The sequence below is a fragment of the Pseudoduganella sp. R-31 genome (assembly GCF_049913235.1).
Lineage (GTDB): Bacteria > Pseudomonadota > Gammaproteobacteria > Burkholderiales > Burkholderiaceae_D > Rugamonas.
The window spans coordinates 742,084-758,076 of the sequence record NZ_CP183986.1 but is presented as its reverse complement, the minus strand read 5'-3'; the positions used below and the strand labels follow the sequence as shown (position 1 = coordinate 758,076).

Genomic DNA, 15,993 nt, shown 5'->3' with positions numbered 1-15,993 from the left:
GTTTGCCCATTTGCCAGCATTTCCAGAATTCCGGCATAATCGACCGATTCCAAATGCTTCTCGTACGACTATGGCAATGATTCCCACCACTATCCTGACCGGCTTTCTTGGCGCCGGCAAAACCACGCTGCTGAACCGCATCCTGCGTGAAGAGCATGGCATGAAGATCGCCGTGATCGAAAACGAGTTCGGCCAGGAAAATATCGACAACGAAATCCTGGTGCAGGATTCGCGCGAGCAAATCGTGGAAATGAATAACGGCTGCATCTGCTGTACCGTGCGCGGCGACCTGATCGTCGGCCTGAGCGATTTGGCCAAGCGCCGCGCCGCCGGCGAAATCGAGTTCGACCGCGTCGTGATTGAAACCACCGGCCTGGCCAATCCCGGCCCGGTGGCCCAGACTTTCTTCATCGATGAGGAAGTAGGCGCTAACTACCTGCTCGACGCCGTGGTCACGGTGGTCGATGCGCGCCACGCCATGCAGCAGCTGGACGAGCACGAAGAAGCGCAGCGCCAGGTCGGCTTTGCCGACAAGATCCTGCTGTCCAAGACCGACCTGGTGGATGCCGCCGCCGTCGATGCACTGACTGCCCGCCTGAAGCGCATCAACCCGCGCGCGCCGATCAGCCGTTCCGATTTCGGCAAGGCGCCGCTGACCGAGGTGCTCGACCTGCGCGGCTTCAACCTGAATGAAAAGCTGGAAATCGATCCCGGCTTCCTGGCCGAGGACCTTCACGATGGAAGCGAGCACGACCACGAACATGGCCATGTGCACGACGAGCACTGCGGCCATCACGATCATCACCACGCCCATCATACCGACGATATCGCGGCCTTCGTCTTCAAGAGCGAACGCCCGTTTGACCCGGCCAAGCTGGACGAATTCCTGGGTGGTCTCGTTGATGTGTACGGTCCTCGCATGTTGCGTTACAAAGGCGTATTGTTGATGCAGGGCGCAGAGAGGAAAGTAGTGTTCCAGGGCGTGCACCAGTTGATGGGCAGCGACCTGGGTGCAAAATGGGGTGAAAACGAGACACGGGCAAGCAAAATGGTGTTTATTGGCAAAAATCTCCCAAAAGACATCTTTATTACTGGCCTTGAACAATGTTTGGTATAAACTAAGGCGTTTTTTTGACGCCACCCAAGCAGAAATTTGAAAACTCTGTCGTATCGAAGGTAAGCGAAGTCATGACAAAAGCAAATAAATCGACCCCCGCCGCAGAAGTCCTGCTCACCGAAGAAGAAATTCTGAAGATGAGCGACAAGGACTATATGAATCCGGCCCAGATGGCGTTTTTCAAGAACAAGCTGCAGAACCTTGAAAAAGAATTGCTGAAGAACGCTGGCGAAACCACCGAACACCTGCGCGAAACCGTGCTGGTGCCGGACCCCGCCGACCGCGCCACCATCGAAGAAGAGCACGCATTGGAACTGCGTACCCGTGACCGTGAGCGCAAGCTGCTGAAGAAAGTGCAGCAATCGATCGCGGCGATCGACAATAACGACTATGGTTATTGCGAGGAGACCGGCGAACCGATCGGCATTCCACGCCTGATCGCACGTCCAACGGCTACCCTGTCGCTGGAAGCACAGCAGCGCCGTGAGCTGAAACAGAAGCTGTACGGCGACTGAACTGCCACAAATCGAGAAAAAGCACGCTTAGGCGTGCTTTTTTCTTTTCTTTACACGTACGGTACGCCCTTATAATTTTCCGTTGGGCTACACTAGTGATCCTATGGGACTGTTCTCCATTTTCAAAAAAGGCAAGGTTGACGAACGCGCCGTCGAAACAGACGATGCGGACGCTGCACGCCTGGCCGCGAACAGCGAACTGGAGCGTCAACGCGCGCAACAGTCGGACCTGCAACGCGAAATCGCCCGCGCCACCGCCATGAAGATCGATGCCATCGAGGCGGCGATGGCTGCGGACATCTTCAACGAACCGGAGCCGGCCTGGGCCCGCAAGCCGCGCACGCTGCCAGCTGCCGCGGCTGCCGCCAATGATGGCGCCACCCTGCCCCTGCTGGACCAGTACACCACCGAACTGCTGGGCGACGAGGATATGCCGCTCGAAGCGGCGGCCGCCGAAAGCGCGCCGATCGTGGAAGAGATCGCGATCCTGTATTCCAACGGCCAGGCCGAAGTGGCCGAACAGATGCTGCTGGGCAGCCTGCCCGACTCGGCGCAGGACCGCACTGTCTGGTGGATGCTGTTCGACCTCTACCAGGTACTGGGCCGCCAGGAATCGTTCGAGAACGTCTCGATCGACTACGCCAGCCAGTATGAAACCTCGCCGCCGTCCTGGGTCCCGCCCGCCAGCGCGGACAGCAAGGCCCGGGAAGTAACGCGCGGCTATTCCGGCGTGACCCCGACCCTGGGCCTGGCCGGCATCCTGAACGCTTCCGTCGCAGCCCAGCTGGAGCGGCTGGATGGCATGGACCAGAAGCAGCCGCTGCGCCTGGACTTCTCGCGCGTCAACGGCGTTGACCCGGAAGGCTGCGCCCTCCTGCTGGCGGCCCTGAAGAAGGTGCAGGCCGCTGATCGCGACCTGATCGTGGTCGGTGCCGCCGAGCTGGCGGAGCAGGTTCGCTGCATCCTGACCATCGGCAACCGCGATGGCGGAGAAGCGCCGTGGCTGCTCTACCTTGAACTGCTGCGCCTGCTGAACCAGGAAAAGGAATTCGAAGAAGCCTCGATGGATTACTGCGTCACCTTCGAGGTATCGCCACCGCCTTTCGTCGCGCCAAAGAAGGTTGCCAACGCACCACGCCAGGCCACGGCGGCCGCTTCCGACCGCTTCATGCTGCCGGCCGTGATCGAAGGCGACATCGGCACCCTGCTGACGGCCATCGACGCCTATGCCAGCGAAAACCAGGTGGTGGTCTTTGACTGCGGCCGCCTGGCGCGCATGGAATTCGGCGCCGCCAGCGCCCTGCAAAGCAAGGTGGCGGAACTGGCAGGCGCCAGCCGCCGGGTCGAGTTCCGCGACCTGAACCATCTGGTGGCAGCACTGATGCGCCTGCTGGGTTATGCTGATATAGCGCGGCTCTTCCCTCACAAGTACTGATCAGTTGAATTTTGGGGCTTCGGCCCCAAAGTACCGCGTTAATCCCCAACAAAGGTATTAACATGGAACAATTTCACGGCACTACCATCCTGTGCGTGCGTCGCGGCAACGATGTCGCGATCGGCGGCGATGGCCAGGTCACGCTTGGCAACATCGTCATGAAGGGCACGGCGCGCAAGGTGCGCAAGCTGTACCAGAACAAGGTCCTGTGCGGCTTTGCCGGCGGCACCGCCGACGCCTTCACCCTGCTCGACCGCTTCGAAGCCAAGCTGGAAAAACACCAGGGCAACCTGCTGCGCGCCTCGGTCGAGATGGCCAAGGACTGGCGCACCGACCGCGTCTTGCGCCGCCTGGAAGCCATGCTGCTGGTGGCCGACAAGGATTCCACCCTGGTGATCACCGGTAACGGCGACGTGCTGGAACCGGAAGGCGGCATCGGCGCCATCGGCTCCGGTGGCAGCTATGCCCAGTCGGCTGCCAAGGCCCTGATCGAGAACACCGACATGTCCCCAAGCGAAGTCGTGAAGAAGTCGCTCACCATTGCTGGCGAGCTGTGCATCTACACCAACCTGAACCACATTATCGAGACCCTGGACCCAGCATGAACATGACCCCTCAAGAAATCGTCGGCGAACTCGACAAGCATGTGGTCGGCCAGGGCAAGGCCAAGAAGGCCGTTGCCATCGCGCTGCGCAACCGCTGGCGCCGCCAGCAGGTGGAAGAACCGCTGCGCCATGAAATCACCCCGAAGAACATCCTGATGATCGGCCCGACCGGCGTCGGCAAGACCGAGATCGCACGCCGCCTGGCCAAGCTGGCCGACGCGCCGTTCATCAAGATCGAAGCCACCAAGTTCACCGAAGTCGGCTACGTGGGCCGCGACGTCGACACCATCATCCGCGACCTGATCGAGATCGGCGTGAAGCAGACCCGCCAATCGGAAATGGCCAAGGTGCGCGCGCGCGCGGAAGATGCGGCGGAAGACCGCATCCTCGACATCCTGTTGCCGCCGCCGCGCGACTTCGGCTTTGCCAATGCCTCGGCCGAGCCGCGCACCGACGACGCCACCCGCCAGACTTTCCGCAAGCGCCTGCGCCAGGGCGAACTCGATGACAAGGAAATCGAGATCGAGCTGGCCGAGCAGAGCCCGACGATGGAAATCATGGCGCCGCCGGGCATGGAAGAAATGACGGAGCAGATCAAGTCCATGTTCTCCGGCATGGGCGGTGGCCGCAAGAAGGCGCGCAAGGTCAAGATCAAGGAAGCCATGAAATTCCTGCTGGACGAGGAAGCGGCCAAGCTGGTCAACGAAGACGAGATGAAGAAGAAGGCGCTCGCCAACGTGGAGCAGAACGGCATCGTGTTCCTGGACGAGGTGGACAAGATCGCTTCGCGCTCGGAGGTGGGCGGCGCCGACGTCTCGCGCGCAGGCGTGCAGCGCGACCTGCTGCCGCTGGTGGAAGGCACCACGGTCAACACCAAGTACGGCATGGTGCGCACCGACCACATCCTGTTCATCGCTTCCGGCGCCTTCCACCTGGCAAAACCGTCGGACCTGATCCCCGAGCTGCAGGGCCGCTTCCCTATCCGCGTTGAGCTGGAGTCGTTGTCGATTGCGGACTTCGAGCGTATCCTGACCAGTACCGACGCCTGTCTGACCAAGCAATACCAGGCCTTGCTGGCGACCGAAGGCGTGCAGCTGGGATTCGCGCCGGACGGCATCAATCGCCTGGCGGAGATTGCCTTCCAGGTCAACGAGCGCACCGAGAACATCGGCGCACGCCGCCTGTACACGGTGATGGAAAAGCTGCTGGAAGAGATCTCCTACACGGCGACCGAAACCGGCGACAAGAACCTCACCATTGATGCAGCCTATGTGAACCAGCGGCTGGATGCGCTGGCCGTCAACGAAGACCTGTCACGCTACGTACTGTAATGGCTAACAAGCAACTGGCGACGCGGCAGAAGATGCGGATCCGCGTCGAGCCCTCGCAACACTTTGGCAAGCCCCGCAATCCGATTGCGGCGCTGGCCAAGGCGCGCGCCGCGGGGCCGCACGACAAGAACCGCACCACCGCCGACCGCCAGTCTGCCAAAAAGCTGATCGACAAGAAGCTGTCCGGCGCCGACGACGAATAGCGCCGCCTTTCCGCCAACCAGCGCCGGCAATTACAGTGCGCGATAAATCAACCTGCTGTTGACGCGTTTGGCCACGCCATGCTCGAAAGTGACGATGACCCGGATCTCGTCGTGAAATCCGATGCTGTCCGCACCTTTCCCGGCGTGGACGGCGACCAGCGTCTGCACCTTGCCGGCGGCAACCGGCTGGTAGTTCAAGCTGAACTTCTGAGCCTTCAAGTAATGCTCGACCGTTTCTTGCGATTGGCCCGCTGCGATATATTTTCTGGCAATTTCGGAAATGTCTGCGCTTGCTTCCTTATTTGTCGAGCGGAATTCTTTTACCTCATCGACAAACTCGGCTGCCATGGCGCTGCCCTGGCAAATGAAGATGAACACGGCGGCGGCCGCTAAAAGCCTGCTTTTCATAATAGAGTTCTTTTCCACACGAATATGATGGCTGGGGAGGCAGTTACCCCTGAGCAACCTAGTTTATCAAACAATATTGCTATAAGCCTATCGAATTCTCACCAGTGGGAGGCCGGCTTACCAGACCGGGCCAAGGAAGAGGTAGAGGGTTTCTTCGCCGCTGCGGGTGGCGCCGGCGCCAAGGAACAAGGGGCCGAAGCGGGTTTCCACCGACAGGAATGCACTTCCCGCCTGTTTCAGCGCGCGGCCGGTCGCGCTGGTCCCGCGGTCAAAGCCACCGCCGGTCTCGAGCGAGAAGCCGGCACGCATGGTGCCGCCGAACGCACTCGGCAACGCTGCGATGCGGCGCGCCAGCACCAGGCGGCCCAGCAAAATGGTTGGTTCCTGGATCGAATCGGTCGGCGTGCCAGACAGGCGCAGGAAGCCACCCAGGGTTACCGGCGAAGCGCCGGCTTGCGCCTTGGCCCACTCCGCCGATACATGGCCGGCCCAGTCGTTCCACTCGAAAGCCTGCAGCGCCGTCGCGCCCCAGTTGACGCCGCCCGTGCCCACGCTCTTGCCGCTGCCCGGCGTTTGCTCGCGGCCGATGGTGATCAGGGTGCCGCGTGTCGGGAAGGCCAGGGAGTCGAGCGTATCGACGCGGAAGCGGGCGAAAGTCTTGCTGTTGTACACGCGGTTCACGGGAACCGCAGGGTCTTGCGGGATCAGCGGACGCACCGAGTTGGCCTGGCGCGTGACGCCGACCGACAGTTCGCCCCAGTTGCCGAACTGCCGCCCCAGCGCAAATGACGCGGCGCGCGTGCTGTAGGCCACACGCGCCATGCGCCGCTCCTTCTGGAAGATATCGCCGGCAATCCTGCCAACTTGCGCCGACGGCATCACGAACCATTGCGAACCCGCGCCCAAGGGCTGCCACCACTGGATGCCGAGGCCGCGTTCATTGCCCAGGCGCCCCTCGGTGCGCAACTCGCCGCCCCAGCTATTGAGCGCGGAGAGCACGTGCATCACCTTGATGGCGAAATTGTTCGAGTCGCGGAAGTCGCTGGCCAGCTCGAGGCCGACGCGCATGCGGCTGCGCGCCCATTCGGCTTCCGTGGCGCGGATGGTGACAGTGCGTTCGCCATCCATGTCGTCGATATCGGTTTCCACGCGCGCCATGTCGCCGCGGCCGTACAACGCAACGGCGGCCTGGCGCACCTGCTCGCGCGTGGTCGGCTGGCCGATCACCAGGCCGGACTGCTTTTCCAGCACTTCGGGATTCACTTCGCGCGCACCCTGGACCTGTACCTTGGCCAGCTTGACGGGACGATCCGAGTCGGCCGGCGTCGCCAGGCGCAAGCTTTCCATACTGACGTACTCGCGTTCCGGCAGCGCCAGCGCAGCCAGGCGCGGCTCCAGCTCGCGCGCAGCCGCTTCGCCGGCGGCCATGGCTTTCTCCCAGGTGGAGAAATCGAGGAAAGTGATGCCATCCAGCTTGGGGGCGATCAGGATATCGTCCTTGCGCAACTCGCTGAGCGAGCGCTGCACGTTCTGTTCGGTCAGGATCTGCAGCATCTGGTTGGCGACGCCTAGCGCGCTGCCCAATTCCTTTTCCGGCGCCAGCGTGGTGCCAACGTTGACCGCGATGACGATGTCGGCGCCCATGGCACGCGCCATGTCGACCGGCAGGTTGCGAACCAGGCCGCCATCGACCACCAGGTGGTCCTTGATGCGCACCGGCGCGAACACGCCCGGCACGGCCAGCGAGGCGCGGATGGTCTGGAACAACGGCGTGTTGTCGAGCACGACCAGTTCGCCGGTCAGCAGGTCGGAGGCGACCGAGCGGAACGGCAGCGGCAACTGGCTGACCGGCAGGTCGCGCGTGCCGCGCGGCAGCAGGCGTTGCAGGGCCATTTCCAGCGCGGCATTGCTGGCGGCGCCGGGCGGGCCCAGCACGCCGTGGCGCGTGATGCCGAATTCGATGCGCGACGGGATCTGGATGTCTTCGTCGCGGCGGCGGAAATGCAACTCGTCACGTGCGGGGCGGTCGGCTACCACGCTGTCCCAGTCGGTGGTGGCGGCCATGGTTTCCAGGTCTTTCAGGGAGGCGCCGGCGGCCCAGGCGCCGCCGATCACGCTGCCCATCGAGGTGCCGACCACGATGTCGACCGGGATGCGCATTTGTTGCAGGGCGCGCAGGACGCCGACGTGGGCGAAGCCGCGGGCGCCGCCGCCGCTTAATACTAGGGCAACGCGAGGGCGGCGTGAAACCGGCACCCCTGTGTCAGACCCACTGGGTCCGACACCTGCCAGCGACTGCCGCGTGTCAGGGGTCTGCCCCATGGGCCTGACCCCGCTTTCCGGGTTTTCGGCTGCGCAGGCAAGGCCCGTGCATAAAGCTAGGACAAATATTAAGCGCTTCATCGCGCTTGCGGCGCTCCACCGGTCGGTTGCGCCGACATGGTTGGCGGCTGCGCCGGCGCCATCTGCACTGGCGGCGGCGCCATTGGCGTGGCCGGCTGCGGCAGGGGGACTGGCGGAGGCTCCTGCGGCCCGCCCATGCCAACCGGCCCGACGATGCCACCGGTCGAACTCACACCCTGGTCGCTCATCAGGTCAAGGCGCTTCTGCACGCCGCCTTCCATCAGGATCACATGACGCGGCTGCACTTCCTTCACGCTGACACCAGGCGACACCTCGGAACCGACCGGGAAAGCCTTGGCCGGCTGCCCGTCAGCCGAAATGATCGCCACGCTTCCGTGGCCACGCGTATCGGCCACCACACCGCGCAACTGGTAGTTGCTCACCACAGCCACCGCGGTGTTCCCGCCAAACAGCCCGCGCGCCGCGTCCATGTTCGCTTCCGGCATCTGGGCCACCGGCACCGCCGCAATCGGGCGCTGCTTGGGCTTGAACAGCTGCATGCCCCAATAGGCCAGCGAGGCAGACAGCACCGCGACGGCGGCCACACTGCAGATCAAAGGCAAACGTTTCAATTCAATTCTCCAGGTTCAGCGCACGAGCTGGTTGATTTCGATGATCGGCATCAGCACGGCCAGCACGATCAGCAGCACCACCACGCCCATCGCCAGGATCAGCATCGGTTCCAGCAGGCCGGCGATGGTCAGCGTGCGGCGCTCCAGGTCCGATTCCTGTGCGCTGGCGGCGCGGTCCAGCATGGCGGGCAGTTCGCCGGTGATTTCGCCGGCACGGATCATGTGGATCAGCATCGGCGGGAAGTGTTTTTGCGCCGACAGCGAACGCGCCAGGCTGGCGCCCTCGCGCACCGAATCGCTGGCCTGCTCGACCAGCTGGCGCATGGCCACGTTGGATAGTGTGTCGCGGCTGGTTTCCAGTGCGCGCAGGATAGGCACGCCCGAGCCGGTGGTGATCGCCAGCGTGCTGGCGAAGCGCGAGGTGTTCAGGCTGCGTTCGAACTTGCCGTACAGCGGCGCCGTCAGGAGCCAGGTGTGCCAGCGCAGCTTGATGTCGGGGTTCTGCAGCATGCGCCGCACCACGAAACCGCCAGCAATCAGGATGCCCAGCACGGCAAAGCCATAGCTGCGCACGAAGTCCGAAATCGCCAGCATGATCACGGTCAGCAACGGCAGCTTCTGCTTGGTATTGGCAAACACCGACACGATCTGCGGCACCACATAGGTGAGCAGGAAGATCACGATCAGGAAGGCCACCACGGTCACGATGGCCGGGTAGGTAAAGGCCAGCTTGACCTTCTGCACCAGCGCGTTGCGGCGTTCGATGTAATCGGCAAGGCGCGACAGCACGCGCGACAACTGGCCGATCTGCTCGCCCGAGGCCACCAGCGCGCGGTAAATTTCCTGGAAGTCGCGCGGATGGCGCGACAGCACGTCCGACAGCGAAGAGCCGCCCATGACTTCCGAGCGGATCGAGGCCACCAGGTCGCGCACATACGGGCGCTCGGCCTGCTCCAGCAACGCGGTGAAGGCTTGCTCCAGCGGCAGGCCCGCTTCCAGCAGGCTGGCCAGCTGGCGCGTGAACAGCGCCAGTTCGGTGGTGCTGAGCTTTTCGCCGAAGCCGCGGCGCGACGCGGCGCCGCTGGCGTCCACTTGCGCCGCAATGGCGTCGACCTTGATCGGCACCAGGCCCTGCGAACGCAGGTCGGCGCGCGCGGATCGGGCGCTGTCGGCGTTGACCACGCCCTTCTTGCTGGCGCCTGCCGCATCGACGGCTTCATAACGGAAGGCCGGCATCGCTTAGTCCTTCGTCACGCGCAGCAATTCAGCCGGCGTGGTGACGCCCTGCTGCAGCCAGCGCTCGCCGTCTTCACGCATGGTGATCATGCCGCCTTGCTGCTGCGCGGTGGCGCGGATCTCCGCTTCCGAGGTGCGGTCGTGGATCTGGGCGCGGATATGTTCGTCCGTCTGCAGCAGCTCGTAGATGCCAACGCGGCCCTGGTAGCCGGTATTGCCGCAATGTTCGCAGCCCACGGCTTTCCATTGCGTGCCGTCGAATGTCTTGCAGCTCGGGCACAGCTTGCGCACCAGGCGCTGCGCCAGCACGCCAAGCAGGGAGGACGACAGCAGGAAGGGCTCGATGCCCATGTCCAGCAAACGGGTCACGGCGGCAGCGGCGTCGTTGGTGTGCAGGGTCGCCAGCACCAGGTGGCCGGTGAGCGATGCCTGCACCGCGATCTGCGCGGTTTCCAGGTCGCGGATCTCGCCGATCATGATCACGTCCGGGTCCTGGCGCAGGATGGCGCGCAGGGCCTTGGCAAAAGTCATGTCGATGCGCGCGTTGACCTGGGTCTGGCCCACGCCGTGCAGGTCGTATTCGACCGGGTCTTCCACCGTCATGATGTTGGTGGAGGTGTTGTTCAGCATGGACAGCGCGGCGTACAGCGTGGTGGTCTTGCCGGAGCCGGTCGGGCCGGTGACCAGCACGATACCGTGCGGCTGGTTGATCAGGCTGTTGAACTGCCCCATCATCTTTTCGCTCATGCCGAGGTGGGACAGGTCGAGGCGGCCCGCTTCCTTGTCCAGCAGGCGCAGCACGGCGCGTTCGCCGTGGCCGGTCGGCAGCGTGGAGACGCGCACGTCCACCGGCTTGCCGCCCACGCGCAAGGTGATGCGGCCGTCCTGCGGCAAGCGCTTTTCGGCGATGTCCAGCTGCGCCATGATCTTGATGCGCGAGATCAGCGAGCCGTGGATCGCCTTGCGCGGACGCACGATGTCGCGCAGCGCGCCATCGACGCGGAAGCGCACCACCGAGGTCTGTTCGAATGGCTCGATGTGGATGTCCGAGGCGCCGTCGCGCAGGGCTTGCGTCAGCAGGGCATTGATCATGCGGATCACCGGCGCGTCATCGGACGATTCCAGCAAGTCTTCGATGGCCGGCACGTCCTGCAGCAGCTTGGTCAGGTCCAGGTCGGCGTCGAATTCCTCCGCCACCTGCGAGGCGTCGCCGCTGGCGCTGGCGTAGGCGGTGGCAATCGCCGCCTCCAGGTCGGCGCGCGACAGGTGCTTGAGGTTGATGCGGCCAAAGCGGCGCGATACTTCCGCAATCGCCGACGCAGGCGTGGCGGCCGACATCATCACATCGACCGCGTGCTCGGCTTCGGCGCTGGGCTGGGCCAGCACCAGGAAGTCGCGCGCAAAGGCATAGGGCAGGAGGTTGGTCATTGCTCGCTTTTACTGTTGCTGTTGCTTCTGTTCAGGCACGGTGTGCGGCGCCGGCGGAATCGGGCGCACCATCTGGCCGCCTCCATTCGGCTCGCCGTTCACCAGTTGCGGCAGGGTTGGACGACCCAGGTCTTGCACCACCATGCTCGGTTCTGGCTTCGACGCTTCTTGCGAGGCGCGGATAAAGTCATAGCGGTCGGCCGTCAGGCTCGTTTGCTGCTCGCGGTTGCGCACCACTACAGGGCGCAGGAACACCATCAGGTTGGTTTTCTTGCGTTGGCGCTTCTGGTATTTGAACAGGTTGCCGATCAAAGGAATGTCGCCCAGGCCCGGAACTTTCTCCACGCCTTCACTGGTGTCGTCCTGGATCAAGCCGCCGAGGACCAGCACCTGACCGTCGTCAGCCAGGATATTGGTCTCGATCACGCGGTTTTTCAGGATCAGGCCGCTGCTCGAAGGAACGCTATTGTCGATGCTCGAACTTTCGTTGTAGATCGCCAGCTTGATGGTGCCGCCTTCGGAAATCTGCGGGCGCACTTTCAGGGTAATGCCGATGTCCTTGCGATCCACGGTCTGGAACGGGTTATTGTTAGTGCCCGAAGTGGTGGTGAACGAACCGGTCACGATCGGCACGTTCTGGCCTACCTTAATGGTCGCCACTTCATTATCAAGCGTGATCATGTTCGGCGTTGACAGGATATTGCTGTCGCCGTCCGAGCCAAGGGCATGGGCAATCGCGCCCAGTCCCAACTTGCCGTTGGCGAGCTGCTTGAACACGCCCAGAGTCAGGCCAGCGCCTGGTGGAGTCAGCTTCGTGATGTCTGTGGTGTTGGCGATGTTATTCAGATTAATGATGTTGTTGCCCGAATCGGTCGCGAACGAGGTGCCGCCGCCGACTCGGTAGGTGCTGCCGGAGTTGCCGCTCAGGCCCGCCCACTGCACGCCGAATTCGGACAGCTTTTCAGCGTTCACTTCAACGATCATCGACTCGATGTAGACCTGTGCACGGCGCACGTCGAGCTGGTCGATCACGGCGCGCAAGTTGCGGTACACGGCTTCCGGCGCGGTGATGATCAGGGTGTTGGTGGTGGCGTCGGCCTGGATATAGCCTGCCGAACCGCCGGCGCCGGACGACTGCGAGCCGCTGCGGCTGCCGCTTTGCAGCGCAGGATTGCTCGGGCCGTTCTGGCCGCTGCCCGATTGCGAGGAAGAACCGAGGCCCGACTGGCCCATCTGGCTGTTGCCGCTGCCGGCGCCGCCCAGCGAAGACAGGCTGCCGCTATTGCTGCCGGACTGGCTGCTGCCGCCGTCGCCCGACACCACGGAGCGCAGGGTTTCCGCCAGCTTGGTCGCTTCGGCGTTTTTCAGGTAGACCACATGCACATTGCCGGCTTGCGCGGTCGGCTGGTCCAGTTTCGAGATCAGGGACTTGGCCAGGTTGGCGCGTGCGGCCGAAGGCGCGCGCACCACCAGCGAGTTGGTGCGTGGGTCCGGCACTAGGGTGACGCGGCCGGAGTCGCCGCCGGCGCCCGGTTCCATCAGCTTGTTGATCATGGCGGCCAGGTCGCTGGCGATGGCGTAGCGCACCGGCACCACGTCCAGGTCGGCCGACGACGGCGCATCGAGCGAGGCCACGATCTTGGCCAGGCGCCTCAGGTTGTCCGAGTAGTCGGTGATCACCAGGGTGTTGTTGCCCGGGTTGGCGTTGATGGTGTTGTTGGGCGTGATCAGGGGGCGCAGCACGGTCACCAGGTTGGCCGAGTTCTCGTGGTTCAGGTGGAATACCTGGGTCACGATCTGGTCGCCCTGCGGGCTTTTCTGGCCGCCGATCACGGTCGGCGAAGCCTGCAGCTTGGCTTCCGCTTCCGGCACCACCTTGGCGTAGCCGTCGCCGCTGACGATGGCATAGCCTTGCAGGCGCAGCGCGGAGGCCAGCAGCTGGAAGGCTTGCGACTTGGTGATGGATTTTTCCGAGACCAGGGTCAGCGTGCCTTTGACGCGCGGGTCGATCAGGAAGGTGATGTTGGTGTAGTGGCCGACGGCCTTGATCACCGATTCGATGTCGGCGCCGACAAAATTCAGCGCGGCTTCGTCATTGGGCTGAGCCCAGGCCGGCACCGGAGCGGCGGCGGGCGCCAGCGCACAGCACAGCAGCGCGGCAGCGCTCAGGCGGCGCAGCGCCGGGAAGGGGGTTGGGCTTGCAGTGTGTGTTTTCATTATCGGAACTCTAGTGCAATGACGTTTTTAACGCTGTTTGGCTTACGCTGGCCCAGCATGCTTAACAAGCCGCCAAGCTGGTCTTCAAATCCTGTTGCTGCTTCCGCCTGGCCGGAAAACTCCAGGCGGCCTTGCGCAAACTTTCCCGCACCGCTTAACAGCAGCGGGCCGCGCTGCGAATTCAACGCCAGCGCGGCTTGCTGGCCCTTCCAGTCGAAGGCCAGCTGGTAGCTGCCCAGGGGCTTCACCGGCGTCAGGCGCGACGACATGTCCTGCATTTCCAGCGTGGTGCGCCCGTTCAGCGACATCGCCTGCCCTTCGCGCGCCAGGTGCAGCGAAGTCCAGGACAATTTCATGCGGCCGCTTGGTGCCAGCGTATTCAATGGCGCGCCCAGCCCCGCCAGGCCGTCGGCCGGCAGCATCAGGGCCGCCGGGCTCACGTCCCAGCTGTTCCAGCCGCCGCGCAGCGTGACCGGCTGCGTCAGGGCGTCCGGATTTTGCAGTTCCATGTCGACGCTGCCGAACAGCACCAACGGCGACAGCCGCCAGCTGAAGCGTCCCGGCAGCAGCGGCGTGACCGCGCCATCCTTGCTGGCGGCGCCGCCGATGAAGGCCGAGCCGCGCCACAGCGTACCCTGCGCATCGCCCAGGGTCAAACGGCCGCCGCTCTGGCTTTCCACCATTTGCCCCATCCAGCTCGCGGGCAGGAACACCAGCACCGTCAGGCCTGCGCTGAGCACGATGGCCAGCAACCACAAGACTGCGCGCTTCATTGCGGGGAAGACTCCTGGCGCAGGGTCAGGTTGGCGTCCACCTGGCCAGCCGGTCCTTGCTGCGTCATGCTGCCTTCCTGCACCACCACGCGCTGTTCGCGCCGCATCGCATCGAGCCAGGTCACCAGGCCGGCAAACGGCACGCCCTTGAATTCCACTTTAATGTAATCGCCCGTAACTGCCAGGTTTTGCGTGGCCAGGCCGGCCGCTTGCAGCCGCGCCGCCACACCGTCCTTGCTCAGGGGCTGCGGCTGCACCGGCGGCTGGGCCGCCAACTGGGTGGCCTCGCCGGCCAGCGCCTGCAGCTCCGCCACCTGCTGGTTCAGTTGCGGCAGCTCCTTCTGCAGCTTGGCGCGGCCGCTCAGCGCCGGATCGATCAGCACGCCCCACACCAGGCCAAGGGCGAGCACGATGCCGCCGACGGCCAGCATGCGCTGTTCCTGCTCGGTGCGTGCGGCCCACCAGGCGTCGGCAGCGGCGCGGTAGCCGTTCATGGCGTCGTTCAGTTTTGCCATTATTTGCCCCCCGCCTTCACCAGCCACACGCCAGGACCGCTTTCGGTGGCGCTCATCTTGCGCTGGGCCAACGCGGCCTGTACCTGCGCCATCGCGTTGGCGTCGACGCTGTTCGGCTTGAACTTGACCGTCATGCTGCGTTCCTTGTACTCGATGCCTGCCACCGCCTCGCGATTGGGCAGCACGGCCAGCGCTTCGCCCAGCACCGCGCTCATATTGGTGAATTCATCAGGCGTGCCGCCGCCGCTGCTGGCGCGCGCCACGGCGATATTGCGGCGCATTTGCGCCGCCGGGTCGCCGGTGACCGGCTGGTTCGGATAAGCCGCGCGGAACACCTGCACCATGTTCTGCCTGACGGCGTCTGCTTCGCGCTTGAGGCGCATCCATTCCCAGTTCATGCCGACGATATTGACCAGCACAGCCGCGACGGCGATGCGGTACGGCCATTTCCAGCGCGCCCAGGCGCGGGCGGTGGCGCCGCTGACGGCGCCCAGGCCGGCAGCCAGGTCGAACGGCACCGCTTTCGCCGCCGCGATGCGGTGCGCCCAGTTGTCTTCTTCAACCGTGATGCCCGGCACATTGGCTGCCGCAGCGGCATATTCCGCGCGCTGGGCCGACGCCACGTACAGCGTGACCGGGGCTTCGCCGGCCAGGGCGCGCAGGGTGTGCAGCGCAGGTTCGGGGGCATTGGGCAGGGTCAGGCCCAGGCCTTCGTTGGGCGCGGTGCGCAGGGTCAGCTCCAGGCCCGCATCGTCCACGCCGAGGGCCGCCGACACGCTGCCCGGCGCCAGCGGCAGGCTCAGTTGCACCGGCAGCGCCGCCACGCCATGCGCGCCTTGCGCCACCAGTGCCTTGACCAGCACTTCCAGCCAGGCACGGTTGGCCACGGCCACCACGCGCTCGTCGCTGTCGCCGCTGGCGGGGGCCAGGGCCAGCACGCAGTCGGCTGGGTCGCCCAGGACCTGTTCTTCCACCAGGTTGGGCAGGGCGGCCTTCAGCCGGGCGCCCGACAGCGGCGGCATCTTGACCTTCAGTAGCGAGACATCGGCGGCAGCCAGCAGCAGCACCACGCGACGCGCCGAGGACACCAGCTCGCCGAGGTTGCCCAGCGCGCCGGCGCCCTGCTGCATCACGTTGCCGCCGTCGCCCACCAGCGCGAACTGGCAGCTGGCCGGCACGCCGTTGTCGGCGGCTGCGGCGCGGGCCGGATACCGAATGTAGAGTGTTGTCAAAGC

15 protein-coding genes are annotated in these 15,993 nt (G+C 64.3%); 6 read left to right on the top strand and 9 right to left on the bottom strand.

The genetic code is table 11. The features are described 5' to 3' along the window. Positions 1-70 precede the first annotated feature (70 nt). The 6 genes from ACN9MY_RS03500 to ACN9MY_RS03475 all read left to right on the top strand — a co-directional run bounded on the left by ACN9MY_RS03500 (position 71) and on the right by ACN9MY_RS03475 (position 5,206). On the top strand, positions 71-1,117 hold the full coding sequence (locus ACN9MY_RS03500) for a CobW family GTP-binding protein (RefSeq protein WP_426336836.1): 1,047 nt from the start codon (positions 71-73) through the stop codon (positions 1,115-1,117). A 71-nt stretch (positions 1,118-1,188) separates the two neighbouring features. Beyond that, a complete protein-coding gene (gene dksA / locus ACN9MY_RS03495; RefSeq protein ID WP_057265949.1) occupies positions 1,189-1,632 on the top strand; it encodes an RNA polymerase-binding protein DksA in 444 nt (147 codons plus the stop codon). Between the two features lie 103 nt (positions 1,633-1,735). Beyond that, positions 1,736-3,067 (top strand): STAS domain-containing protein, encoded by a 1,332-nt coding sequence (locus tag ACN9MY_RS03490; RefSeq protein ID WP_426336835.1) that lies wholly within the window; start codon positions 1,736-1,738, stop codon positions 3,065-3,067. 62 nt (positions 3,068-3,129) lie between these two features. Next, the gene (hslV, locus tag ACN9MY_RS03485) at positions 3,130-3,672 is read left to right on the top strand and encodes an ATP-dependent protease subunit HslV (protein WP_426167541.1); all 543 of its coding nucleotides are present in this window, start codon (positions 3,130-3,132) and stop codon (positions 3,670-3,672) included. After that, positions 3,669-5,003 carry an ATP-dependent protease ATPase subunit HslU gene (gene hslU / locus ACN9MY_RS03480; RefSeq protein ID WP_426336834.1) on the top strand — a complete coding sequence of 445 codons (1,335 nt, stop codon included), beginning with the start codon at positions 3,669-3,671 and terminating at the stop codon, positions 5,001-5,003. The genes hslV and hslU overlap by 4 nt, the downstream gene beginning before the upstream one ends. Continuing rightward, positions 5,003-5,206, top strand: coding sequence for a hypothetical protein (locus tag ACN9MY_RS03475; RefSeq protein ID WP_426167537.1), 204 nt, complete (start codon positions 5,003-5,005; stop codon positions 5,204-5,206). Before hslU ends, ACN9MY_RS03475 begins: the two co-directional genes overlap by 1 nt. A 30-nt stretch (positions 5,207-5,236) precedes the next feature. Here the strand turns inward: ACN9MY_RS03475 and ACN9MY_RS03470 are convergent, their stop codons facing one another. The 9 genes from ACN9MY_RS03470 to gspL form a co-directional block, all read right to left on the bottom strand. Continuing rightward, the gene (locus ACN9MY_RS03470) at positions 5,237-5,614 is read right to left on the bottom strand and encodes a hypothetical protein (RefSeq protein WP_426167535.1); all 378 of its coding nucleotides are present in this window, start codon (positions 5,612-5,614) and stop codon (positions 5,237-5,239) included. A gap of 117 nt (positions 5,615-5,731) precedes the next feature. Beyond that, on the bottom strand, positions 5,732-7,870 hold the full coding sequence (locus tag ACN9MY_RS03465; RefSeq protein WP_426336833.1) for a patatin-like phospholipase family protein: 2,139 nt from the start codon (positions 7,868-7,870) through the stop codon (positions 5,732-5,734). Between the two features lie 143 nt (positions 7,871-8,013). Beyond that, positions 8,014-8,589 (bottom strand): type II secretion system protein N, encoded by a 576-nt coding sequence (locus ACN9MY_RS03460; RefSeq protein ID WP_426167531.1) that lies wholly within the window; start codon positions 8,587-8,589, stop codon positions 8,014-8,016. A gap of 15 nt (positions 8,590-8,604) precedes the next feature. Next, positions 8,605-9,825: a type II secretion system inner membrane protein GspF gene (gene gspF, locus ACN9MY_RS03455; RefSeq protein WP_426167529.1), complete on the bottom strand. Its 1,221-nt coding sequence runs from the start codon at positions 9,823-9,825 to the stop codon at positions 8,605-8,607. A 3-nt stretch (positions 9,826-9,828) separates the two neighbouring features. Beyond that, positions 9,829-11,253, bottom strand: coding sequence for a type II secretion system ATPase GspE (gspE, locus tag ACN9MY_RS03450; RefSeq protein ID WP_426167527.1), 1,425 nt, complete (start codon positions 11,251-11,253; stop codon positions 9,829-9,831). 9 nt (positions 11,254-11,262) lie between these two features. Next, on the bottom strand, positions 11,263-13,470 hold the full coding sequence (gene gspD / locus ACN9MY_RS03445; protein WP_426167525.1) for a type II secretion system secretin GspD: 2,208 nt from the start codon (positions 13,468-13,470) through the stop codon (positions 11,263-11,265). Beyond that, positions 13,470-14,243: a type II secretion system protein N gene (locus ACN9MY_RS03440; RefSeq protein ID WP_426320520.1), complete on the bottom strand. Its 774-nt coding sequence runs from the start codon at positions 14,241-14,243 to the stop codon at positions 13,470-13,472. The genes gspD and ACN9MY_RS03440 overlap by 1 nt, the downstream gene beginning before the upstream one ends. After that, the gene (gspM, locus tag ACN9MY_RS03435) at positions 14,240-14,758 is read right to left on the bottom strand and encodes a type II secretion system protein GspM (protein ID WP_426167521.1); all 519 of its coding nucleotides are present in this window, start codon (positions 14,756-14,758) and stop codon (positions 14,240-14,242) included. The genes ACN9MY_RS03440 and gspM overlap by 4 nt, the downstream gene beginning before the upstream one ends. Next, the gene (gene gspL / locus ACN9MY_RS03430; RefSeq protein WP_426320518.1) at positions 14,758-15,990 is read right to left on the bottom strand and encodes a type II secretion system protein GspL; all 1,233 of its coding nucleotides are present in this window, start codon (positions 15,988-15,990) and stop codon (positions 14,758-14,760) included. The genes gspM and gspL overlap by 1 nt, the downstream gene beginning before the upstream one ends. Positions 15,991-15,993: the final 3 nt, after the last annotated feature.

What these genes read in the sequence shown, in the direction of transcription:
- gspE (WP_426167527.1), bottom strand. Translation starts at nt 11,253, where the DNA reads ATGACCAACCTCCTGCCCTATGCCTTTGCGCGCGACTTCCTGGTGCTG.
- dksA (WP_057265949.1), top strand. Translation starts at nt 1,189, where the DNA reads ATGACAAAAGCAAATAAATCGACCCCCGCCGCAGAAGTCCTGCTCACC.
- ACN9MY_RS03440 (WP_426320520.1), bottom strand. Translation starts at nt 14,243, where the DNA reads ATGAAGCGCGCAGTCTTGTGGTTGCTGGCCATCGTGCTCAGCGCAGGC.
- gspM (WP_426167521.1), bottom strand. Translation starts at nt 14,758, where the DNA reads ATGGCAAAACTGAACGACGCCATGAACGGCTACCGCGCCGCTGCCGAC.
- gspF (WP_426167529.1), bottom strand. Translation starts at nt 9,825, where the DNA reads ATGCCGGCCTTCCGTTATGAAGCCGTCGATGCGGCAGGCGCCAGCAAG.
- hslU (WP_426336834.1), top strand. Translation starts at nt 3,669, where the DNA reads ATGAACATGACCCCTCAAGAAATCGTCGGCGAACTCGACAAGCATGTG.
- hslV (WP_426167541.1), top strand. Translation starts at nt 3,130, where the DNA reads ATGGAACAATTTCACGGCACTACCATCCTGTGCGTGCGTCGCGGCAAC.
- ACN9MY_RS03500 (WP_426336836.1), top strand. Translation starts at nt 71, where the DNA reads ATGGCAATGATTCCCACCACTATCCTGACCGGCTTTCTTGGCGCCGGC.
- ACN9MY_RS03475 (WP_426167537.1), top strand. Translation starts at nt 5,003, where the DNA reads ATGGCTAACAAGCAACTGGCGACGCGGCAGAAGATGCGGATCCGCGTC.
- ACN9MY_RS03470 (WP_426167535.1), bottom strand. Translation starts at nt 5,614, where the DNA reads ATGAAAAGCAGGCTTTTAGCGGCCGCCGCCGTGTTCATCTTCATTTGC.
- ACN9MY_RS03490 (WP_426336835.1), top strand. Translation starts at nt 1,736, where the DNA reads ATGGGACTGTTCTCCATTTTCAAAAAAGGCAAGGTTGACGAACGCGCC.
- gspD (WP_426167525.1), bottom strand. Translation starts at nt 13,470, where the DNA reads ATGAAAACACACACTGCAAGCCCAACCCCCTTCCCGGCGCTGCGCCGC.